Source organism: Stenotrophomonas sp. 63632_Sma (assembly GCF_056482875.1).
On the sequence record NZ_CM151220.1, the window covers coordinates 48,407 to 69,378 of the forward strand.

At 68.0% G+C, this 20,972-nt stretch carries 17 protein-coding genes; 11 read left to right on the plus strand and 6 right to left on the minus strand.

Going from position 1 to position 20,972, the window contains the following annotated elements; translation table 11 throughout:
• Window positions 1-4 precede the first annotated feature (4 nt).
• Window positions 5-1,609 (plus strand): OpgD/OpgG family glucan biosynthesis protein, encoded by a 1,605-nt coding sequence (locus tag ACZK45_RS00215; RefSeq protein ID WP_012509627.1) that lies wholly within the window; start codon window positions 5-7, stop codon window positions 1,607-1,609.
• A gap of 42 nt (window positions 1,610-1,651) precedes the next feature.
• On the opposite strand, the gene ACZK45_RS00220 is transcribed toward ACZK45_RS00215, so the two are convergent.
• Complete coding sequence (locus tag ACZK45_RS00220) at window positions 1,652-2,356, minus strand: SEL1-like repeat protein (RefSeq protein WP_032128680.1); 705 nt, start codon at window positions 2,354-2,356, stop codon at window positions 1,652-1,654.
• Between the two features lie 95 nt (window positions 2,357-2,451).
• Window positions 2,452-3,072 carry a thymidine kinase gene (locus ACZK45_RS00225; RefSeq protein ID WP_008264720.1) on the minus strand — a complete coding sequence of 207 codons (621 nt, stop codon included), beginning with the start codon at window positions 3,070-3,072 and terminating at the stop codon, window positions 2,452-2,454.
• A 101-nt stretch (window positions 3,073-3,173) separates the two neighbouring features.
• Between ACZK45_RS00225 and ACZK45_RS00230 the strand changes: the two genes are divergently transcribed.
• Together ACZK45_RS00230 and ACZK45_RS00235 are read left to right on the plus strand one after the other, a co-directional pair.
• The gene (locus tag ACZK45_RS00230; protein ID WP_032128682.1) at window positions 3,174-5,150 is read left to right on the plus strand and encodes a UvrD-helicase domain-containing protein; all 1,977 of its coding nucleotides are present in this window, start codon (window positions 3,174-3,176) and stop codon (window positions 5,148-5,150) included.
• Window positions 5,151-5,491: 341 nt separating this feature from the next.
• Window positions 5,492-6,019, plus strand: coding sequence for a GNAT family N-acetyltransferase (locus tag ACZK45_RS00235; RefSeq protein WP_125892999.1), 528 nt, complete (start codon window positions 5,492-5,494; stop codon window positions 6,017-6,019).
• A 98-nt stretch (window positions 6,020-6,117) separates the two neighbouring features.
• On the opposite strand, the gene ACZK45_RS00240 is transcribed toward ACZK45_RS00235, so the two are convergent.
• Window positions 6,118-6,768, minus strand: a complete 651-nt coding sequence (locus tag ACZK45_RS00240) for a YceH family protein (protein WP_032128686.1) — start codon at window positions 6,766-6,768, stop codon at window positions 6,118-6,120.
• Between the two features lie 101 nt (window positions 6,769-6,869).
• On the opposite strand from ACZK45_RS00240, the gene ACZK45_RS00245 reads away from it, so the two are divergent.
• The 4 genes from ACZK45_RS00245 to plsB all read left to right on the plus strand — a co-directional run bounded on the left by ACZK45_RS00245 (window position 6,870) and on the right by plsB (window position 12,526).
• Window positions 6,870-7,793 (plus strand): 5'-nucleotidase, lipoprotein e(P4) family, encoded by a 924-nt coding sequence (locus tag ACZK45_RS00245; RefSeq protein ID WP_032128687.1) that lies wholly within the window; start codon window positions 6,870-6,872, stop codon window positions 7,791-7,793.
• Window positions 7,790-8,515 carry an orotidine-5'-phosphate decarboxylase gene (pyrF, locus tag ACZK45_RS00250; protein WP_478057826.1) on the plus strand — a complete coding sequence of 242 codons (726 nt, stop codon included), beginning with the start codon at window positions 7,790-7,792 and terminating at the stop codon, window positions 8,513-8,515. Before ACZK45_RS00245 ends, pyrF begins: the two co-directional genes overlap by 4 nt.
• Before the next feature lie 424 nt (window positions 8,516-8,939).
• Window positions 8,940-9,890 (plus strand): hypothetical protein, encoded by a 951-nt coding sequence (locus ACZK45_RS00255; protein ID WP_107432560.1) that lies wholly within the window; start codon window positions 8,940-8,942, stop codon window positions 9,888-9,890.
• Entirely contained in the window at window positions 9,890-12,526 is a 2,637-nt protein-coding gene (gene plsB / locus ACZK45_RS00260; RefSeq protein WP_032128690.1) for a glycerol-3-phosphate 1-O-acyltransferase PlsB, read from the plus strand. Before ACZK45_RS00255 ends, plsB begins: the two co-directional genes overlap by 1 nt.
• A 100-nt stretch (window positions 12,527-12,626) precedes the next feature.
• Here plsB and ACZK45_RS00265 read toward each other — a convergent pair whose 3' ends face one another.
• Window positions 12,627-12,830, minus strand: coding sequence for a YdcH family protein (locus ACZK45_RS00265; RefSeq protein ID WP_005421068.1), 204 nt, complete (start codon window positions 12,828-12,830; stop codon window positions 12,627-12,629).
• A 91-nt stretch (window positions 12,831-12,921) separates the two neighbouring features.
• On the opposite strand from ACZK45_RS00265, the gene ttcA reads away from it, so the two are divergent.
• The 3 genes from ttcA to ACZK45_RS00280 are packed head-to-tail and all read left to right on the plus strand — an operon-like array spanning window position 12,922 to window position 15,623.
• Window positions 12,922-13,842: a tRNA 2-thiocytidine(32) synthetase TtcA gene (gene ttcA / locus ACZK45_RS00270; RefSeq protein ID WP_478445267.1), complete on the plus strand. Its 921-nt coding sequence runs from the start codon at window positions 12,922-12,924 to the stop codon at window positions 13,840-13,842.
• Window positions 13,843-13,878: 36 nt separating this feature from the next.
• The gene (locus ACZK45_RS00275; protein ID WP_005411825.1) at window positions 13,879-14,784 is read left to right on the plus strand and encodes a recombination-associated protein RdgC; all 906 of its coding nucleotides are present in this window, start codon (window positions 13,879-13,881) and stop codon (window positions 14,782-14,784) included.
• A 59-nt stretch (window positions 14,785-14,843) separates the two neighbouring features.
• Window positions 14,844-15,623 (plus strand): M48 family metallopeptidase, encoded by a 780-nt coding sequence (locus ACZK45_RS00280; RefSeq protein WP_032128692.1) that lies wholly within the window; start codon window positions 14,844-14,846, stop codon window positions 15,621-15,623.
• Window positions 15,624-16,072: 449 nt separating this feature from the next.
• Here ACZK45_RS00280 and ACZK45_RS00285 read toward each other — a convergent pair whose 3' ends face one another.
• A complete protein-coding gene (locus tag ACZK45_RS00285; protein WP_049422383.1) occupies window positions 16,073-16,939 on the minus strand; it encodes a methylglyoxal synthase in 867 nt (288 codons plus the stop codon).
• A gap of 167 nt (window positions 16,940-17,106) precedes the next feature.
• Between ACZK45_RS00285 and ACZK45_RS00290 the strand changes: the two genes are divergently transcribed.
• Window positions 17,107-19,515, plus strand: a complete 2,409-nt coding sequence (locus ACZK45_RS00290) for an ATP-binding protein (RefSeq protein ID WP_478445907.1) — start codon at window positions 17,107-17,109, stop codon at window positions 19,513-19,515.
• Here ACZK45_RS00290 and ACZK45_RS00295 read toward each other — a convergent pair.
• Window positions 19,501-20,946, minus strand: a complete 1,446-nt coding sequence (locus ACZK45_RS00295; protein ID WP_478445268.1) for an FAD-dependent oxidoreductase — start codon at window positions 20,944-20,946, stop codon at window positions 19,501-19,503. The two genes, ACZK45_RS00290 and ACZK45_RS00295, sit on opposite strands and share 15 nt — an antisense overlap.
• Window positions 20,947-20,972 lie beyond the last annotated feature (26 nt).

A 20,972-nucleotide genomic window follows, 5' to 3' on the forward strand; every position in this document is an offset into this window, starting at 1 on the left:
CTGCATGCAACGACGCGACTTCATCCGCAATGCCTCCCTCGCCCTGGCTGCATTCGGCCTGCCGTCCCTGCCCGCGTGCGCGGCCAGCAAGAGCGGCCAGATGGGCCTGCGCCGCCTCGGCCAGCCGCAGCCGTTCGACTTCGCCACCCTGAAGGGCCAGGCGCGCGCGCTGGCACAGGCACCCTACAAGAGCCACAAGCGGGTGCTGCCGGGCCGCCTGGAAGGCCTGGACTGGGACCAGTACCAGTCGATCGGCTACCGCCAGGACCATGCGCTGTGGGCTGACCAGCCTGGCAAGTTCCAGGCCAAGTTCTTCCACCTGGGCCTGTACTTCCACTCGCCGGTGCGCATGTTCGACGTGGTCGACGGCAAGGCGCAGGAGCTGGCCTATGACGGCGCGGCGTTCAACTACGGCAAGAGCGGCATCAAGGACGGCGAGCTGCCGGCCGATCTGGGCTTCGCCGGCTTCCGCCTGAACACCCGCAAGGACACCGACCGCGACTTCGCGGCCTTCCTCGGCGCCAGCTACTTCCGCGCGGTCGGCAAGGAAGGCCAGTACGGCCAGTCCGCGCGCGGCCTGGCGATCGACACCGGCATGGGCAAGCCGGAGGAATTCCCGGACTTCATCGCCTACTACCTGGAGCAGCCGTCGGCCGATTCGGAGACGATCGTGGTCTACGGCCTGCTGGATTCGCCCAGCGTGGCCGGTGCGTACCGCTTCGCCATCACCAACGGCGACGTGCTGCTGATGGATATCGACAGCGCGCTGTACCCGCGCAAGGCGATCGAGCGGCTGGGCATCGCCCCGTGCACCAGCATGTACCAGGTGGGCGAGAACGACCGCCGCATGGCATGGGACTGGCGCCCGGAGATCCACGACACCGACGGCCTTTCGCTGTGGACCGGTGCCGGCGAATGGATCTGGCGACCGCTGCTGAATCCGCGCAACCTGCGCTTCAACATGTTCGTCGACCGCAACCCGCGTGGTTTCGGCCTGCTGCAGCGCGACCGCAACTTCGACCACTACCAGGACGACGGCGTGTTCTACGAGAAGCGCCCCTGCCTGTGGGTGGAGCCGAAGGGCGAATGGGGCGAGGGCTCGGTGCAGCTGGTGGAGATTCCCACCGTGGACGAGACCTTCGACAACATCGTGGCGTTCTGGAACCCGAAGGAAAAGCCGCAGCCGGGCCAGGAGCTGCTGGTCGGCTACCGCCTGTACTGGGGCGCCGAGCCGCCGGCACGGCCGCCGCTGGCGCACTGCGTGGCCAGCCGCACCGGCCTGGGCGGCGTGGTCGGCAAGAAGCGCGAGTATTTCAGCTGGCGCTTCGCGGTGGACTTCGAAGGCGGCGAACTGGCCAGGCTGATCGACAAGGGTGAGGTCGAGGCCGTGGTGGAAGCCAGCCGTGGCCGGGTCGAGATCGTGTCGGCGCGCCCGCTGCGCGAGATCAACGGCTACCGCGCGATGTTCGACCTGGTGCCGCCGGAAGGCAGCACCGAGCAGATCGACATCCGCCTGTTCCTGCGCAGTGGCGGCAAGACCCTCACCGAGACCTGGCTGTACCAGTACACCCCGCCGCCGGCAGGTGCGCCGGAGCGCACGCTGTACTGAATGGATGCGGCCCGGTGCCGGCCACACGCCGGCACCGTTGTTTCAAGGCTTGCTGTCGGTGGCGTGCGACTGGGTCGGCACACCCACTTCCACCGTGCCCCGGCGGATCTTCATCCAGGTTTCGTCCTGCCAGCGTTCGTACTGCTTCGGGTCCCAGTACTTCGGGTCGTAGAGGCGATCGGCCTTGATGGTGCGGGAGATTCCGCCGTCCATGTACACGATGTCGACGTTGTTGGACATCGAGCCGACGCGGCTGCCGGTCATCTCGCGGCGCCCCTTTCTGAGCACTTCGGCCATGCGTGGGCGCGCGACTTCGTCACCATACTCGGCGCGCAGCGCGCTTGCCTGCGCACGCGCCGCATCATGCTGCTCCAGCGGCAGCGTGGCCCAGTACTCGTTGCGCAGCTCGACGAACAACGGATAGCCACGCTCGGCCGCCACCTCCATCCAGGCATAGGCCATGACCGGATTGCGCGGCTGCTCTACCCCGTACCAGTACATCTCGCCGAGGTAGCCCTGGGCAGGCTTGTCCGCATACCGCGCGGCCAGCCGGAAGTTGTCCATCGCGCCGTTGACATCGTTGCGACGCAGCGCGTTGACGCCCCATTGCCGGTACATCATGTCCGGGTGGCTGTCCATGAAACCGGCGCCGATTACCGCCGCATCGTCTTCACCTGACGGGCGCTCGGCCGCGGTGGCCAGCAGGGGCAGCAACAGCAGCGGCAGCAGCAGGAGGGCAGAGCGCATGTCGGACGTCCAGTTCGGCAGCAGGGGAGCCGCAGCCTAGGCGCGACAGCGCGTGCTTGTAAACCGCTGGAGGTCATGGCGCACCGGCACGCCTGCTACAGCGGCAGCGGCGCCTGCGCCGGATCGATCCGCCCTTCGCCGCGGGTGATCTTCTTGAACTCGGCGCGGCTGACCGACACGTAGCGGTCGTTGCCGCCGATCTCCACCTGCGGGCCGTCCTGCACCGCGTGGCCATGCTCGTCCACACGCACCGTCATCGTCGCCTTCTTGCCGCTGTGGCAGATGGTCTTGATCTCCTGCATCTCATCGGCCCAGGCCAGCAGGTACTGGCTGCCTTCGAACAGCTCGCCGCGGAAGTCGGTGCGCAGGCCGTAGCACAGCACCGGAATGCGCAGCTGGTCGACCACTTCGCTGAGCTGCCAGACCTGGGCGCGGGTCAGGAACTGCGCCTCGTCCACCAGCACGCAGCCCATCGGGCCGTTGGCTGCCAGATCCTGCTCGACCCAGCGCTGCAGGTCGGTATCGCGGTCGAAGGCCATGCCGTCCGCACGCAGGCCGATCCGCGAGGCGACCACGCCGGCGCCGGCACGATCGTCCAGGCGCGGGGTCAGGATCGCCACCCGCATGCCGCGCTCGCGGTAGTTGTGGGCGCTCTGCAGCAGGGTGGTGGTCTTGCCGGCGTTCATCGCCGAATAGTAGAAGTAGAGCTTGGCCATCGACGGATTGTACGCCGCAGCCCCGCTTCGCCGAAGCCGTTCAGCAACCCCACCGGCGGCCCGCTGTGGTCGTCACCCGGCCCCGCTACAATCCCCATCCCATGCACGGTCTCAATCCCCCCCAAGCCGCCGCCGTCCTGCACATCGAAGGTCCATTGCTGGTGCTCGCCGGCGCGGGCAGCGGCAAGACGCGTGTGATCGTGGAAAAGATCGCCCACCTGATCGGCTGCGGCCGCTATCCGGCGCGCCGCATCGCGGCGATCACCTTCACCAACAAGTCGGCCAAGGAAATGCGCGAGCGCGTGGCCAAGCGCCTGCGCGAGCAGGACGCCGACGAGGTGACCATCTGCACCTTCCATGCGCTGGGCCTGAAGTTCCTGCAGATCGAGCACGCGGCCGTTGGCCTGAAGCGCGGCTTCTCGATCTTCGATGCCGACGATGCCGCTGCGCAGATCAAGGACCTGATGTACGGGGCCAAGCCTGATGACATCGAGGATATGAAGAACCTGGTGTCGCGCGCGAAGAACGCCGGCCTGTCGCCCGAACAGGCGATGGCCGCCGCGCGCAGCAATCGCGAGAAGGAAGCGGCCAGCGTCTACGAGCGCTACCAGCTGCGCCTGACCGCGTTCAATGCGGTCGACTTCGATGACCTGATCCGTCTGCCGGTGCAGATCCTGGAAGAAAATCCGGAGATCGCGCTGGCCTGGCGCGAGCGCATCGGCTACCTGCTGGTGGACGAATGCCAGGACACCAACGACGCGCAGTACCGGCTGCTCAAGCAGCTGGCCGGTGACAAGGGCAACTTCACCTGCGTGGGTGACGATGACCAGTCGATCTATGCCTGGCGCGGCGCCAATCCGGAAAACCTGCAGCAGATGGGGCGCGACTATCCCAAGCTGGAGATCATCAAGCTGGAGCAGAACTACCGCTGCTCCAACCGCGTGCTGCGCGCGGCCAATGCGCTGATCGCCAACAATCCGCACGAGCACCTGAAGAAGCTGTGGAGCGACCAGGCCGACGGCGAACGCATCCGCGTGTGGGAATGCCGCAACAGCGAACATGAGGCGGAAAAGGTTGCCGCCGAGATCGCCTTCGTGGCGCAGTCGCGCAATGTGCCGTGGAGTGATTTCTGCATCCTGTTCCGCGGCAACTTCCAGTCGCGTCCGCTGGAAAAGGCGATGCAGCTGCTGCGCATTCCCTACCACCTGACCGGCGGCACCATGTTCCTGGAACGCCAGGAAGTGAAGGACACGCTGGCCTGGCTGCGCCTGCTGGTGAACCCGGACGACGACACCGCGTTCATGCGTGCGGTGCAGTCACCCAAGCGCGACGTCGGTGCTGGCACGCTGGCCAAGCTGGCCGAGCTGGCGCAGGAGAAGGACATGCCGATGGCGCAGGCTGCCGAGGCGATCGGTGCCCTGCAGCAACTGCCCCCGCGCGCGGCCAACAGCCTGGCGCGCTTCACCGACATCCTGCGTGACCTGCGCGCACAGACCCGGCAGGTCACTTCCGGCGACATGATCCGCAAGGTCGCCAAGGAATCCGGCCTGCTCAGCGAACTGCGCCAGCAGGCCAAGGAAGAGGCGAGTTACCAGCGCCGTGCCAACAACATCGAGGAACTGGCGCAGTGGTTCGAGGGGGGCCCGCGCGGTGCCACTGCCGCCGACCTGGCCGGCCAGCTGGCGCTGCTGTCGCGCAGCGACAAGGACGAGGGCGGCAACCAGGTGCGCATGATGACCATGCATGCTTCCAAGGGCCTGGAATTCCCGTACGTGTTCATCGTCGGCTGCGAGGATGGCGTGCTGCCGCACCAGGTCAGCCTGGACGAGGGCAACCTGCAGGAAGAGCGGCGCCTGCTGTACGTGGGCATCACCCGCGCCAAGATCCAGTTGTGGATGAGTTACAGCAAGCTGACCCGCAAGTTCGGTGAGCACGTGCGGTTGAAGCCGAGCCGGTTCTTCGAGGAGATTCCGGCGGAGGAGATCCAGCGCGATGGTGCTGATCCGGTGGCCGATGCGGTGCGCAAGAAGGAACGGGCGAGTGCGGGGTTGGCGGCGATCGAGGCGCTGTTCGATTGACCGGCGAACGGCGCAGCCCCTCGTGGCTGCCGCCGTTCGCAGCGCATTCGTGGTGGGCCGGGCGGGTGGGCTGGTCGGGACACGCCGTAAACCCGTCCATGGGGGCTCGGCCGCGGCTTGCTCGTGTGCGCTGTCCTGCGCACACGGCAAGACCGGGGTTGGGCGTCCTGCCCAACCCGCCCGAGGCATGCCTCGGGCCCATGCCGCGGACGGTCCCGCCCAGCCCACCCGCCCGGCCTCTGACAGGTTCCGTGCGCGCCAGCCACGGAAAAGAAAAAAGAAAATCAAAAGCAACAGCCGGGGGTTGAGGCAGAATCGGGGTTTCGGCTGGAGGTCTGCGCGTGCATCCAATTGAAAGTGAACGCCTGCGCCTGCGTGCGATTGAACCTGATCGCGATGCGGCGCAGATGCTGGCGCTGTTGAATGATCCGGGCTTCGTGCGCTTCATCGGTGACCGCAACGTGCGCAGTGAAGAACAGGCGCGTGAGTACATCGCGCTGCGGGTGCTGCACAGCTATGCGTTGAATGGGTTCGGCATGTATGCCATCGAGCGGTTGTCCGATGGGGCGTGGCTGGGCAATGCCGGGCTGGTGCGCCGCGATGGCCTGCCGGGGCCGGACATCGGCTACGCGGTGCTGTCTGAATTCGCCGGGCAGGGTTATGCCGGTGAGGCGGCGCGGGCGGTGTTCGCGCATGCGCGCGCTGAGCTGGGCCTGCAGGATCTGTACGGCATCACCGATCTGGACAACGTGGTGTCCGGGAAGATCCTGCTGGGCCTGGGCATGCAGGAGCGCGGGGTGATCCAGTTGCCGGGCATCGAAACGCCCAGCCGGCTGTACGCCACCTTGGGTGCGGCTGACGTCGGGTAGTGCCGGCCGCTGGCCGGCACAGTAGTAGCTGACGGTGGGTGCCGACCGTTGGTCGGCACGATTCAGATGCAGTGCCGACCAACGGTCGGCACCCACCATCAGCCGCGCAGTTCGGCCAGCTGCGCCTGCAGCTCGGCCACGGCCGCTTCCAGCTGGGCCACGCGCTCGGCCAGGCCCGGATCGGCCGCGTCGCTGCCACCGCCGCTGCTGGCGTATTTGGCCGCAAGCGCCGCGCCGTCCACTTCACCGCACAGCAGGTGCATGTAGCGGTCTTCGCGCTGGCCGCTGGCGCGCGGCAGTACTACCAGCAGCGCGCGCTGCTGCAGGCGCTCGATGGCGTGGCGGGCTTCGTCGGCGTCGGCGAAGCGGTGCAGGCGCTCGCTGCGCGTGACCAGTTCGCCCAGGGTCTGCGGCCCACGCAGCAGCAGCATCGCCAGCAGAACGGTCTGCTGCCGGGTCAGGTCCAGCGCGGCCTGCAGGCGGTGCTCGTAACGGTCTGCACGGGAGGAGAAGTGCTGGCGGGCCAGGCCCAGTGTTTCCAGCTGGCGCAGCGCGTGCTGCACGCTGCCGGCATCGACGTTCATCACCGGCTCGCGGGCGGTCTTCTGGTTGGCGGCCGATTGGGCGGCGTTGACCGTCAGCGGATAGGTGTCCGGGGTGGTTGCCTCCTTCTCCACCAGGCAGCCCAGCAGGCGGGCCTGCACGGCGTCGAGCAGGGGGACGTCGGGGGTCTGGGTGGAATCGGTCATGGCGGCCTCCGGAAGGGCAACGGGTCAACCGCCAAGCATAGCCGTCCCGGGACCGCCTTTGCCGGTAAAATGCGCCGGTATATCTGATTGCCGGTGAATCCATGCGTCGTCCCGTTTCCCTGTCCCTGACCCTGCTCGCCACCGCGGCGCTGGGCCTGTCCGCCTGCAAGCGCGTGGATGCGCCTGCCGCCGAAGCCGCTGCACCGGAGGCCCCGGCCGCCGCTGCCAAGGCCGACGGCGCGCTCGATGCCACTGCCAACGACAACCTCAATGCGGTGCTGTGGATGCAGCGTGCGCAGGAATACAAGGCGATCACCGAGCAGACCTACCGTGCCGCCGCCGACCACCTGGATGCCGCGCTGAAGGAAGCCCACTGGGATGCGCTGGTGCCGGAAGAACGCGGCAACGAGGCCAAGGGCCTGAAGCCGGCCGTGGTGCTGGACGTGGATGAGACCGTGCTGGACAACTCGCCCTACCAGGCGCGCCTGGTGCGCGACGGCAAGGAATACGACGAGCTGACCTGGGACCAGTGGGTGGCCGAAAAGAAGGCCAAGGCCATTCCGGGCGTGGTTGATTTCGCCAAGGCCGCCAACGCCAAGGGCGTGACCCTGCTGTACATCTCCAACCGCGCCGTGCACCTGAAGGACGCAACCCTGGCCAACCTGCGCGAGCAGGGCCTGCCGGTGGCCGATGACAGCGTGTTCCTTGGCCTGGGCACCGTGGTCGAAGGCTGCGAGCAGGCCGGCAGCGAGAAGAACTGCCGCCGCCGCCTGGCCGGGCAGAAATACCGCGTGCTGATGCAGTTCGGCGACCAGCTGGGCGATTTCGTCGAAGTGACCGCCAACACCAACGACGGTCGTGACGCGCTGCTGCAGCAGTACCACGACTGGTTCGGCGAGCGCTGGTGGATGCTGCCGAACCCGACCTACGGCGGCTTCGAGCCGGCGCAGTTCAACAACGACTACAGCCAGTCGCGCCAGGCCCGCCACGACGCCAAGCGCGCTGCGCTGGACTACGCACCGTGAGCCGCGCGCCGCTGCCGCTGCGCGATGACGAGCGCCTGATCTTCGCGCTGGACGTGCCGGACCGCGTGCAGGCGCTGGAGTGGGTCGACCGCCTCGGCGACAGCGTGGCGTTCTACAAGATCGGCATGGAACTGCTCGCCTCCGGCGAGTACTTCCAGGTGCTGGACGAGCTGGCCCGCCGCGACAAGCGCGTGTTCGTCGACCTGAAGTTCTTCGACATCCCGGCCACCGCCGCGGCGGTGATCAAGCGCCTGTCGCAGTGGCCGGTCAGCTACGCCACCATCCACGGCTGGCACCCGGCGATGATGGAAGCCTGCGCCGCCGCCAACAGCAGCGACATGCGCCTGCTGGCAGTGACCGTGCTGACCTCGATGGGCCGCCCGGACCTGGCGCAGATGGGCATCGACCGTGAGCCGGTGGACGTGGTGGTCGAGCGCGCGCTGGCCGCGCAGGCGGCCGGCATCGATGGCGTGATCGCCTCGGGCCAGGAAGCCGGCCCGATCCGCGCCGCTACCGGCGCCGGGTTCTCGATCGTCTGCCCGGGCATCCGCCCCGGTGGCCCGGTCGGCGATGACCAGAAGCGTACCGTTGGCGTGGCCCAGGCCTTTGCCGATGGCGCCGATGCCATCGTGGTCGGTCGCCCGATCCGCCTGGCCGCCGATCCGCAGGCCGCGGCCCGGGCCATCCAGCAGGAAATCGCGTCGGCGTTGGCTATGCGCTGAGATTCCGCTGCGCAGTCTGCAGGCCCGAACGCCATCCCGACCCGCCCGGGATGGCGTTTTTGCATCCGCCGAAGGACCGGTTGTGCCCGAATCGCCGCAAAACCTGCCGTAGATTTCATGGCCCCGGCGCTAGGCATCAGTCTAATCAATAAAATCAATGATTTATATGACACTACGTGAAGTGTTGCCTTAACTTGAGCGGCAGCGTAGGATCGCCGCCATCCGGTCCTCGGACCGGACATGTGCCACAACACTGTCCACCGGCCCTGCGCCGGCTTGAAGAGCCTGTGATCCTCGTGATCCCGGCTCTTTTTTTATTCCGATCAGTGACTTGCACAAGCAACCGCGGAAACCGTGACGTCCCGGCTTGCCGCTGTCACCTCGCAGGCCGCAAGATGCGGACCGGTCCGGGGAGTCCGAGTGCATGAGCGTGGCAGTGCGAGGAAGGTCTGCGCGTGGATGGGGGCTGGCAGTCATGCTGCTGGCCGTGGCCGCGTGCCGTGAACCGGCCAACGATCCGGCCAGGCCGGCAGCCGAACCGGTTGCGGCGGTGCAGGCGATGGCCCTGCGCCTGGCCGAGGACGATCTGGTCGGCTATGCAAAGCTGTCGGTTCCGCCCAGCCAGTACCAGCGCCTGCAGCAGGCCTGGGCCGAGGGCCACAGCCAGTGGCCGCTGACCGAGCTGCCGCTGGGCGACCAGCTGCTGCCGATGCTGGCCGCACTGCGCACGCCCAATGCCGGTGCCGAACTGCAACGCAGCTTCGACCGCCAGCTGGCCGGCCAGGCCGGTGCCGTGCGCCAGGCCGCGCAGTCGATGGGCAACTTCGGCGTGCAGTACCTGCGCCACCAGAAGGGCTATACGCCCGGCCAGCAGGCCCATTACATCGCCCTGGTGGAAACCCTTGCCAGCTGGGCGCAGGGCGCGCCGATCAGTGACCGTGCGCGTGCACGCAGCACGATCGCCGCGCTGGTGGGTGCCGCCGGCAAGGTTGGCTTCGACGATGAGGCCGGCCTGCAGGCCGCGGGCATGGAAGGCAGCCTGCAGCAGCTGGCGCCGTTCATCCATACCCTCAAGGCGGTGCTGGGCAGCTACGGGTTGGGCGTGGATGACGCACTGCGCAGCGTGCGCGGTGAACTGCTCTCGGTGGAGGGCGACAATGCGCTGGTACGCCTGCACTACGACCTGGCGGGGCGTGAGATGACCCTGCAGCTGCCGCTGAGCCGCCGCGAGGGCCACTGGTACCTGACCCGCACCCTGGCCGACACCGACGCGCTGCTGCGCAAGGCCGACGCGGCCCGCGCCGCTGCGTCGCCGTCACCGGCTGAAGCCCCCGCCGAGGGTGGGGAAGCGGCAACGCCGCCGCCTAAGCCATAATGGCGCCGATGTCGAAACAGAACCCGCTGCCGTTCCCCGGCGAAGAATCCCAGTCGACGCCCGCCGATACGGTGCCGGCGTCCCCCTCGACCGGTACCGGCCCGAACCCGGTACCGCCGCCCGCGCACGCGCGTCCGGCTGGCCGCCGCCCGCTGTGGGCTCGCCTGCTCGGCCGTCTGGTCGAGCCGTGGCTGTCGCTGAAGATCGAACCGGAAGACCCGGGCCAGTACAACGATGGCCGCCCGGTCATGTACGTGCTGGAAGACTACGGCCTGTCCAATGCGCTGATCCTGGACAAGGCCTGCCGCCAGGCCGGCCTGCCATCGCCGCTGGTGCCGCTGGCCGGTGACCCGACCGGCCGCAAGCGCGCCTACCTGGCGCTGTCGCGGCGCAGCTCCAGCAACTCGCTGATTCCCGAGCAGCGCGGCGCCAAGACCCATTCGGACTCGCTGGCCAAGGTGCTGCAGGCTCATCGCGTGCGCGATGACCTGGACGTGCACCTGGTGCCGGTGTCGATCTTCGTCGGCCGCGCGCCGGACAAGCAGAGCGGCTGGTTCGCCGTGCTGTTCTCGGAAAACTGGGCGCTGGTCGGCCGCTTCCGCCGCCTGCTGGCGGTGCTGCTCAACGGCCGCAGCACCATCGTCCGCTTTGCCCCGCCGATCTCGCTGCGCAGCACCGTGGACGAAGGCCTGGAGCCGGAGCGCACGGTGCGCAAGCTGCAGCGCGTGCTGCGTACGCACTTCCGACGCATCCGTGAATCGGTGATCGGCCCCGACCTGTCGACCCGGCGCCTGCTGGTGGACCAGGTGCTGGCCGCCGAGCCGGTACGCGAAGCGATCGCCGCACAGGCCAAGCGCGACAACTCGAAGCCGGCCGATGCCTGGAAGAAGGCGCACGCCTACGCCTGGGAAATCGCCGCGGACTATTCCAGCCCGGTGGTGCGCTCGGCCAGCTTCATGCTCAGCCACGTGTGGAACCGCATCTATGCGGGCGTGCTGGTGCACCACCTGGACAAGTTCAAGGCCGCCGCGCCGGGCCACGAAGTGGTCTACGTGCCCAGCCACCGCAGCCACATGGACTACCTGCTGCTGTCCTACCTGCTGTACGACCGTGGCATCGTGCCGCCGCACATCGTGGCCGGCATCAACCTGAACCTGCCGGTGGTCGGCACCCTGCTGCGCAAGGGCGGTGCGTTCTTCATCCGCCGCTCGATCCGTGGCAACGCGCTGTACTCGGCGGTGCTCAGCGAATACGTCGCGCAGCTGGTGGCCGGTGGCTACTCGCTGGAGTACTTCGTCGAAGGCGGCCGCTCGCGTACCGGCCGACTGCTGCAGCCCAAGGGCGGCATGATCTCGATGACGCTGCGCGCGTTCCTGCGCCAGCCGCGCAAGCCGGTGCTGTTCCAGCCCATCTACATCGGCTATGAGAAGCTGATGGAGGGCGGCAGCTACCTGGACGAACTGTCCGGCCGGCCGAAGGAAAAGGAATCGATCTGGTCGCTGCTGTGGGGCATCCCCAAGGTGCTCAAGCAGAACTACGGCCAGGTGGTGGTGAACTTCGGCGAACCGATCGCACTGAACGACGTGCTCGCCGAGAAGGCGCCGGAGTGGAAGGGCGAGGCGGTCTCCGAGGACGAGAAGCCGGCGTGGCTGTCGACCACGGTGGATACGCTGGCCGAACGCATCCAGGTGCGCATCAACGGCGCCGCCGACGTCAACCCGATCAACCTGCTGGCGCTGGCCCTGCTGTCCACGCCGAAGCACGCGATGGGCGAGGCCGACCTGATCGCGCAGATCGAGCTGTGCAAGACCCTGCTGGTCGAGATGCCGTACTCGGACCGGGTGACGGTGACCCCGCACTCGCCGGAGCGGATCATCGCCCACGCCGAGGAAATCAACGTCCTCACCCGCATCAAGCACCCGCTGGGCGATGTGCTCAGCGTCAGCGGCGACACCGCGGTGCTGCTCAGCTACTTCCGCAACAACGTGGTGCACCTGTTCACCGCCTCGTCGTGGGTGGCCTGCTGCTTCCAGAACAACCGCCGCATGAGCCGCACCGGCCTGGTCCAGCTGGGCCGTACGGTATACCCGTTCCTGCAGGCCGAGCTGTTCCTGCCGTGGAGCGAGGACGAGTTCGCCCAGCGCATCGACCGGACCATCGATGTGTTCGTGCGTGAGGGCCTGCTGCAGAACGTCAACGATGACGATGGCGGCATCCTGGCGCGCAACACCGGGCAGACCGACGAGGTGTTCCGCCTGCGTGCGATCGGCCATTCGCTGCAGCAGGCGTTCGAGCGCTATTACATCGCCATCTCGGTGCTGGTGAAGAACGGTCCGGGCGTGCTCGGCGCGGCCGAGCTGGAAAGCCTGTGCCAGCAGGCCGCGCAACGGCTGAGCCTGCTGTACGCACCGGCGGCACCGGAGTTCTTCGACAAATCCCTGTTCCGTGGCTTCATCCAGAAGCTGCGCGAGCTGCGCCTGGTGTGGCCGGACGAGAACAGCAAGCTGCTGTTCGACGAACGCCTGGACGCCTGGGCCAAGGATGCCAAGTTCATCCTCGGCCGCGAATTGCGCCACACCATCGAGCGGGTCAGCCCGGAAGCGGCCCGTCCGGACGAGCCTGCGCCGCAGGATTGAAGGCAGCGCCGGGCCGTGCCCGGCGAACGGCATGCCAACCAAGGTTGGCATCTACCGGGGCGAAGCAGTAGATCCACGCCATGCGTGGATGGGCCACCGCTCAGGCCGGTTCGTCGGGAATCTGCAGGCTTTCCAGCCTGGCGATGCAGTCCTTCAGCTGAAGCTTGCGCCGCTTCAGGCGCTTGGCTTCCAGCTCGTCCTCGCCATTGGCGGCCATGCGGGTGATCTGTTCATCCAGCAGGCGGTGCTCGGCGCGCAGGGCGGCGAGGTGCTCGACGATCTCGGCGGGGCTGTAGGTGTCCACAGCCTCCGAGCATACACAGCGATGATGACTGCCGGGAGAGGGGAATCCCGACCCCCGGCCGTGGCCGCTCCGAGCCGTTAGAATGGAACCCATGAGTGCCGTGATTTCCCTTCCCGATCCCCAGCCGCGCGTCGCCCGTGATCCGCGCGTGGCCGAGCGCGAGCAGCACAAGCTGGCCAAGCGCCTGCGCCGCCAGGTCGGCGAGGCGATTGCCGACTTCGGCATGATCGAGGCCGGCGACAAGGTCATGGTCTGCCTGTCCGGCGGCAAGGACAGCTACACCCTGCTGGACGTGCTGCTGCAGCTGCAGAAGAAGGCGCCGGTGCCGTTCGAGCTGGTGGCGGTGAACCTGGACCAGAAGCAGCCGGACTTCCCCGAGCACGTACTGCCGGAATATCTGGCAGGCCTGGGCGTGCCGTATCACATCATCGAGCAGGACACCTATTCGGTGGTCAGCCGGGTCATCCCGGAAGGCAAGACCATGTGTTCGCTGTGCTCGCGGCTGCGTCGTGGCGCGCTGTACAACTACGCCGAACTCCATGGCTTCACCAAGATCGCGCTGGGCCACCACCGCGACGACATGGTGGCCACGTTCTTCATGAACCTGTTCCACCACGCCAAGCTGTCGGGCATGCCGCCGAAGCTGCGCAGCGATGACGGCAAGCACGTGGTGATCCGGCCGCTGGCCTACGTGCGCGAAAGCGACATCGTCGAGTACGCACAGGCCCGCCAGTTCCCGATCATTCCCTGCAACCTGTGCGGCAGCCAGGAGAACCTGCAGCGCCGCCAGGTCGGCCTGATGCTGAAGCAGTGGGAAAAGGACCACCCGGGCCGCATCGAGCAGATCGCGCGTGCCATGGGCGAAGTCCGGCCCTCGCAGCTGGCCGACACCACCCTGTTCGACTTCATGGCGCTGGGCCGTCGCGACGACGCGCCGCTGCCCGACGCCCATGCCTGGCTGGCCGGTTCCCCGGCCGACGCCGACGCAGATCCCGAGACGCCCACCGTTTAAGGTCGGTCGCCCTTCCTCTTTGCCATCCGGAATTCCATGTTCTTTCGCAACCTGACGTTCTTCCGTTTCCCGACCACCACCGATTTTTCCGAAGTCGACACCCTGCTGCCGCACGCGCTGCTGAAGCCGGTCGGCGCACTGGAAATGAATTCGCGCGGCTTCATCTCGCCGTTCGGCCGCGAGGAGAAGGAACTGCTCTCCCACCGCATCGCCGAACATCTGTGGCTGACCGTGGGCGGCGAGGACAAGATCCTGCCGGCGGCGGTGGTCAACGACCTGCTCGAGCGCAAGCTGGAGGAGATCGAGGAGAAGGAAGGCCGCCGCCCGGGTGGCCGCGAGCGCAAGCGCATGAAGGACGACCTGCTGCATGAACTGCTGCCGCGCGCCTTCGTGAAGTCCTCGCGCAACGACGCCTTCATCGACCTGCAGCACGGCTACGTGGCGGTGGATACCTCCAGCCGCAAGACCGGCGAGTACTTCATGTCCGACATCCGCGGCCTGCTCGGCAGCTTCCCGGCGATGCCGCTGAATGCCGAAGTCGCGCCGCGCTCGATCCTGACCGGCTGGATCGCCGGCGAGCCGCTGCCGACCGGGCTGAGCCTGGGCGAAGAGTGCGAGATGAAGGACCCGGTGGAAGGTGGCGCGGTGGTCAAGTGCCAGCACCAGGAACTGCGCTGCGACGAGATCGACAAGCACCTGGACGCGGGCAAGCAGGTGACCAAGCTGGCGCTGATCTTCGAAGACAACCTGTCCTTCGTCATCGGCGACGACCTGATCGTGCGCAAGCTGAAGTTCCTCGACGGCGCCCTGGACCAGCTGGAGCATGCCGACGAAGACGGCCGCCGCGCCGAGTTCGACGCCCGCTTCGCCCTGCAGAGCGCCGAGATCCGCCGCCTGTTCCTGTTGCTGGAAGAAGCCTTCAAGCTCAGCAAGGCTGACTGAACAGGCAGCCCGACGGCCGCCGGTCATCCGGCGGCCCGAAGCGGCGCTATGCTGGGCGCATGAGCCGTCTGCTGCGCCGCCTGATCAGCCCGACCCCGCCCGCCACCGTACAGCGCGACACCGTTCGCCTGCGCCTGGAGGATGCCGAGATCGAGGTGCTGCGCGTGCGCGATCCACGTGCGCGCCGCATCAAGCTGAGCGTGGACGAACGCGGCGCACGTTTGACCCTGCCACCGCGCGCAAGCCTGGTGATGGGCGAACGCTTCCTGGAACAACACCGCGACTGGTTGGCATTGCAGCTGCGCCAGTACCAGGGCCAGGGCCTGCCGGCACCGCTGCAGCCCGGCGAAGACGGTGTGCTGCCACTGCGCGGTGAACTGCTGCCACTGCGCTGGCAGGAAGGCCGCTACGCGCGCCTGGAGATCGACGCGCACGGCGCCTGCGTGCAGTGGCCGACCCGCGGCGGTGATGCCACCCTGCGCCGCCTGCTGCGCGAGTTCTACGAAGCCCAGACCCGCGCCGACGTCGGCCGATGGCTGCCGAAGTACCTGCCCACCCTGCCGCGCGCACCCAGCCGCCTGCGCCTGAAGGTGATGTCCTCGCAGTGGGGCTCACTTGCCCCGGACGGCAGCATGGCACTGGACCTGGCCCTGGTGCTGGGCCGATCCGAGGCGTTCGAGTACGTGCTGGTGCACGAACTCTGCCACCTGATCCAGCCGAATCACTCACCCGCGTTCTGGCACGAAGTGGAACAACGCTTCCCCGCCTGGCGCGAACAGCGCGATTACTTCCAGCTGGAAGGGCGACGCCTGAAGGCCATGCTCCGGCAACTGCTGTAGCGCCCGCGCTACAGCAGTTGCCCACGCATTCTTCCTCTACCCCCGCCTTCGGCGCGCCCCTTCAACAGAAGGGGCTTCACTCAAGACCGCGTGCTGAGCAGTCGAGCAAGCTCGACTCTACAGAAGCGCACACAGCGCGCGACCCGCTTCCGCTCTTGCTCTTCTTTCTCTCTTCCGTGGCTGGACACGCACGGAAACTGTCTGAGGCCGGGCGGGTGAGCCATGCAGGGGCGTTGGCGCCATGGATGGCGCCATCGAGCTTACAAGGGTGAAGGCGCTTTGCTTGCGAAGCACTGCTTCGCAAGCGCCTGAACGCACAGCCGCCAGCGGCTGGGCCGGGCCCCGGAGGGGGACTTGCAGCGACCCCTGCGCAATCCACCCCACCCGGCCAAGCACGGCTTCTGATCTGAACGACCCACCACGAGGGGCTCAGCCGTTGGCCGAAACCCTCACCCCGCCCGCAACGCCGCCGCCGCCGCCCACCGCGCCGCCACCCGCGGCGCCGTAATGCACACCGCCTGATCGGTCACCGTCGTCACCGCGCGCTCCAGCAGCTGGATATCCGCCTCATGCTGGCGCGCCACATGCGGATCCTCGAAGAAGATCGCGCGCTGGCAACGCCCCTCCAGCACCCGGTCGGCAATCTGCGCATCACCGCCCATCGGACCGCTCTGGTAGCGCGTCACCCACGGCGTATCACGCGGCCAGCCCCGGCTCCAGGCCAGCTCGTTCAAACGCTGGCCGGTGGTCCCGGTGGCCACCCGCTCACCGAACCGGGCCAGCACATCGAAGTGCTCATCGGCGAAGGCCAGCATCGCCGGCTTCATCGCATCGTGCGCGATCAGCGCCAGCGTCTGGCCTTCGAACGCATGCAGGTCGTCGGCGCCGGCATCGGCTGCCAGCCCGGCGTGGACGCGCTCCACCTCCACCCAGTCGCGTGCGGTGGCCACGGTCGAAATGAACGGCTTGCCGTGGATCACGCACTGCCGTTTCAGTGCCGTGGCTTCCGGAAACACCGAGGATGGATCGACGGGGTCGATCAGGTAGATCGCGCCATCCAGTGTCCGATCCGGACCCATGCCAACGACTTCGGCGACCAGCTTCATCAGGCCACCCTCGCGTCCGTAGGGATAACGGTGCAGGCCCGCGTACCCGGTCAGGAAGCCCTGCCGTTCGATCGCGTCATGGGTGCGGCCGACCGCATGCAGCGACACGCCCAGCTCGCGCAGGCCGGCCTCGCTGCTGCGCAGCCAACGGAACAGCGCAGCGCGCGCGTCGTGGTGATGAAGACGGTTGGCAGCCAGGCCGATGCGCATCGAACGCTCCGCAGGTACGGGTGAAGGCGGCAGTGTATGTCGGCATTCCCCCATCTGGATGCTTTTACAACTTTCTTCATTGCCGTCGGCCCGGGCGTCGATAGCGTGGCAGGCAGCGGTACCGCAGCGCGGCCGTTCCTTCCGCCCGCGAGATGAGGATGCCTACCGTGAATGTCGCCGGCTTCCCGGCAGCCATTGCTGTCATGTCCAGCCTGCTGCTGCCTGCCGCGGCCTCCGCCACGGGCTGCAGCACACCGCTGCGCATCGCCTGGCCGTCCGACCGTGCTCCTTTGTCGTCCAGCGAACAGGGCGAAGCCCGGGGGCTCGGCGCGGCGTACCTGAAGCTGCTGGGCGGGCAACGGCCACTGCAGCTGTTGCCCGTGCCGGCCACCAGCGTGGACCGGGACGAGCTGCCGGCCGGCACCCAGGCGCTGCTGGGATGGCCACGCTCGCAACTGCCTGCCGGATGGGTGGTCAGCACGCCCTACCTGCAGCTGCCACAGGTGATCGTGCGCCGGGAGGATGCGCCGCCGGTGCTGGGCCTGGAAGATCTACGTGGACGCATTGTGGCCAGCCCCAGCCGGGTGCCGCTGCAGGGGCTGCTGGCCGAGCAGGCAGCGGGTGCACAGCTGCTGCCTCCGGCAGCGCTGGACGATGCACTCCCGCTGCTGGGTACCGGATTGGTCGATGCGGTGGTCGCCAACCTCGGCGACGTCGAGGCGGCGTTGCGCCGCTACCAGGGCGATGCACTGCTGATCGCCGCGCCGGCCGGTTTCGATGATGCCCTGGTGCTGGCGACCACGCCCGCCTGCGCCGATGTCATCGCCGGCTTCGAACAGGCGCTGTCGCAGCTGACCGACACCGAACGCGATCAGATCCGCGCGGCCTGGCTGCCGGACCGGCCGCGCAATGCTCCGTCATCGTCGCCCCTGCGCTGGCTGGTGCCGGCCTCGCTCATCCTGCTCGCCCTGGCGCTGGTCCATGCCTTCGGCTACTGGCGGGTCCATCGCGAGAGCGTGCGCCGCCGAGGGGTGGAGCAGCGCCTGCAGGAGGTGACCGCGAACCTGCCGGCGGTGGTCTACCAGGCGCGTCGTTCGGCGGGCGGCCACTACAGCTTTCCGCAGATCGCCGGGGACGTGCAGGCCCTGTTCGGAATCAGCGTGGAGACCGCGCGGATCGATCACCAGCGGTTGTTGGCCGCGGTCCACCCGGATGACCGCAACCAGGTGATGGCCTGCGTCGAGATGGCCGCATTGGCGCGTGGCCCGATCGACGTCACCTTCCGCACCCGCTCGCCACAGGGCTGGCGATGGGTGCGCTCGCATGGGCGGCCGTTGTCCTGCGACGACAGCGACGTCGAGTGGAGCGGCTACTGGATCGACGTCAGTGAGGTGCAGTCACGTACCCGCGCGCTGGCCGAAGCGCGCCGCGAGGCCGAGCAGGCGGCACAGGCCAAGGCGCACTTCCTGGCAACGATGAGCCACGAGATCCGCACCCCGATGAGCACGCTGCTGGGCATGCTCGAACGGCTGGCGGGCAGCAGGCTGGAGGCGCGCCAGCAGCAGGTGCTGGCCACCGTCGATGATGCCGCGCGGATGCTGCGGCAGATCCTCGACGATGTACTGCACAGCCAACGCCTGGAGGGCGCACCACTGCAGCTGCGGCCCACCGACCTGGCGGCACTGGTGCGCGCGGTGCAGCAGCTGCTGATGCCGGTGGCCGCCAGCCGAGGCCTGCACCTGCAGGTGGTGCTTGATCCGGAGATGCAGCCGGGATCGCTGGCCGATGGCCTGCGCCTGCGCCAGATCCTGTTCAACCTGGCCGGCAACGCGTTGAAGTTCACCCGGCACGGCCACGTGGAACTGCAGGTGCAGGTACTGCAGCAACGCGACTGGGGCCAGCGGCTGCGCCTGCAGGTAAGCGACAGCGGCGTGGGCATCAGCGAGGAGCGCCAGCAGGCGGTGTTCGCTGCCTATACCCAGGCGGAGCGCTCGACCACGCGGCGCTTCGGCGGCAGTGGGCTGGGCCTGGCGATCTGCCGTGAGCTGGCGATCTCGATGGGGGCGGAGCTGCAGCTGCGCAGCTCACCCGGGAAGGGCACCACGGTGTGGCTGGATCTGGACCTGGATGCCTGTGAGGCACCCGTGGCCGCGCCCGCGCCGGCGGTTGCGGACGAGCGTCCATTGCCGGCGGCGCGCGTGCTGATGGCTGAAGACCATCCCACCAACCTGCATCTGCTGGAGCAGCACCTGTGTGCGCTCGGGCTGCAGGTCCACGCCTGTACCGATGGACGGTCGGCGCTTGAAGCATGGCAGGCGCAGCCGTTCGACCTGGTCATCACCGACTGCCACATGCCGGGCATGGATGGCTTCGCGCTGGCACGGGCGATCCGTGCCGATGCCTGCCCGGCGCGTGCGCAGGTGCCGATCATCGCGCTCACCGCCAGCGTGATGGAAAGCACCCGCGAAGCCTGTCGTGCGGCTGGCATCGACCACTTCCTGGCCAAGCCGGTGGAGCCGCACGCACTGCGGGCGCTGCTGGCGGCATTGCTGGTACCGGACTCAGTGGGCCAGTAGCCGCACGATGCTGGCGGCGGCATCGCGGCCTTCGGCCACGGCGGTCACCACCAGGTCAGCACCGCGCACCGCGTCACCACCGGCGAACAGGCGCGGATGCGCGGTCTGGAATGGCAGGCGGTCCTTGCCGCCGGCCACGATGCGTCCGTTGGACTGGCCTTCCACGCCCAGCTCGGCCAGCCACGCCGGCACGCTCGGTGAGAAGCCGAAGGCGATGATCACCACGTCCGCTTCCAGCAGCGATTCACTGCCTTCGATCGGCACGGCGTTCTGGCGGCCGTTGGCATCGGGCTCGCCCAGCCGGGTTTCCACCACGGTCACGCCGATCACTTCATCGTCGGCGCCGGCTTCGATCGACAGCGGCTGCCGGTTGAACAGGAAGCGCACGCCTTCTTCGCGGGCATTGGCCACTTCGCGCGCGCTGCCGGGCATGTTGGCTTCGTCGCGGCGATAGGCACAGGTGACCTTGGCCGCGCCCAGCCGCACCGCGCTGCGCACGCAGTCCATGCCGGTATCGCCGCCACCGAGCACCACCACGCGCTTGCCGTTGAGGTCGGGCAGGGCAATGGTGTCTTCCCAGCCGGCAATCGGCCGACCCTTCGGGTCATCGCCGCCCACAATGCGGCTGTTCTGTACCAGGAACGGCAGGGCCGGCAGCACGCCCTTCAGGTCCTGGCCGTCGAGGCCACCATCGGTGTAGCGGTAGGCGCCGGTGCCGACGAACACCGCGTCGTGGCTGTCCAGCAGCTGCTGCACGCTCAGGTCACGGCCGATCTCCACGCCGAGGCGGAACTGCACGCCCATGCCCTCCAGCACTTCGCGGCGGCGGTGGATCACGTCCTTGTCCAGCTTGAAGCTGGGAATGCCGAACTGCAGCAGGCCGCCGATCTGCTCATAGCGGTCGTAGACCACGGCGGCAATGCCAGCGCGGGCGAGGCGATCGGCGCAGGCCAGGCCGGCTGGACCGGCGCCGATCACCGCCACGCTGTGGCCGCTGGGCTGCACCGCGCCCAGGTCAGGGCGCCAGCCGCTGGCCAGCGCGGTATCGACGATGTACTTCTCCACCGCACCGATGGTGACCGCACCGAACTCCTCCAGCGTGCAGCTGCCCTCGCACAGGCGATCCTGCGGGCAGACCCGGCCGCACACTTCCGGCAGCGGGTTGGTGCTGTGGCACAGCGCGGCGGCTTCATGGATGCGGTTCTCCTGCACCAGCTGCAGCCACTGCGGAATGGCGTTGTGCACCGGGCACTTCCAGCTGCAGTAGGGGTTGCCGCAGTCCAGGCAGCGACCGGCCTGGTACTGGGCGTCCTCCTTGCCGAACTTGCCATACAGCTCGCCCCAGTCGCCGGACGTACGCAGTTCCACCGGAATGCGCTGCGGCATGGTGCGGGGCAGGTCGAGGAACTGGAAGGCGTGCTTGCGGCTCATGGCGGGCTCTGGAATGCGGGGGGGGA

Coding starts and splice junctions, on each gene's coding strand:
- ACZK45_RS00215 (WP_012509627.1), top strand. CDS start 5: ATGCAACGACGCGACTTCATCCGCAATGCCTCCCTCGCCCTGGCTGCA.
- ACZK45_RS00220 (WP_032128680.1), bottom strand. CDS start 2,356: ATGCGCTCTGCCCTCCTGCTGCTGCCGCTGCTGTTGCTGCCCCTGCTG.
- ACZK45_RS00225 (WP_008264720.1), bottom strand. CDS start 3,072: ATGGCCAAGCTCTACTTCTACTATTCGGCGATGAACGCCGGCAAGACC.
- ACZK45_RS00230 (WP_032128682.1), top strand. CDS start 3,174: ATGCACGGTCTCAATCCCCCCCAAGCCGCCGCCGTCCTGCACATCGAA.
- ACZK45_RS00240 (WP_032128686.1), bottom strand. CDS start 6,768: ATGACCGATTCCACCCAGACCCCCGACGTCCCCCTGCTCGACGCCGTG.
- ACZK45_RS00245 (WP_032128687.1), top strand. CDS start 6,870: ATGCGTCGTCCCGTTTCCCTGTCCCTGACCCTGCTCGCCACCGCGGCG.
- ACZK45_RS00255 (WP_107432560.1), top strand. CDS start 8,940: ATGAGCGTGGCAGTGCGAGGAAGGTCTGCGCGTGGATGGGGGCTGGCA.
- plsB (WP_032128690.1), top strand. CDS start 9,890: ATGGCGCCGATGTCGAAACAGAACCCGCTGCCGTTCCCCGGCGAAGAA.
- ttcA (WP_478445267.1), top strand. CDS start 12,922: ATGAGTGCCGTGATTTCCCTTCCCGATCCCCAGCCGCGCGTCGCCCGT.
- ACZK45_RS00275 (WP_005411825.1), top strand. CDS start 13,879: ATGTTCTTTCGCAACCTGACGTTCTTCCGTTTCCCGACCACCACCGAT.
- ACZK45_RS00280 (WP_032128692.1), top strand. CDS start 14,844: ATGAGCCGTCTGCTGCGCCGCCTGATCAGCCCGACCCCGCCCGCCACC.
- ACZK45_RS00285 (WP_049422383.1), bottom strand. CDS start 16,939: ATGCGCATCGGCCTGGCTGCCAACCGTCTTCATCACCACGACGCGCGC.
- ACZK45_RS00295 (WP_478445268.1), bottom strand. CDS start 20,946: ATGAGCCGCAAGCACGCCTTCCAGTTCCTCGACCTGCCCCGCACCATG.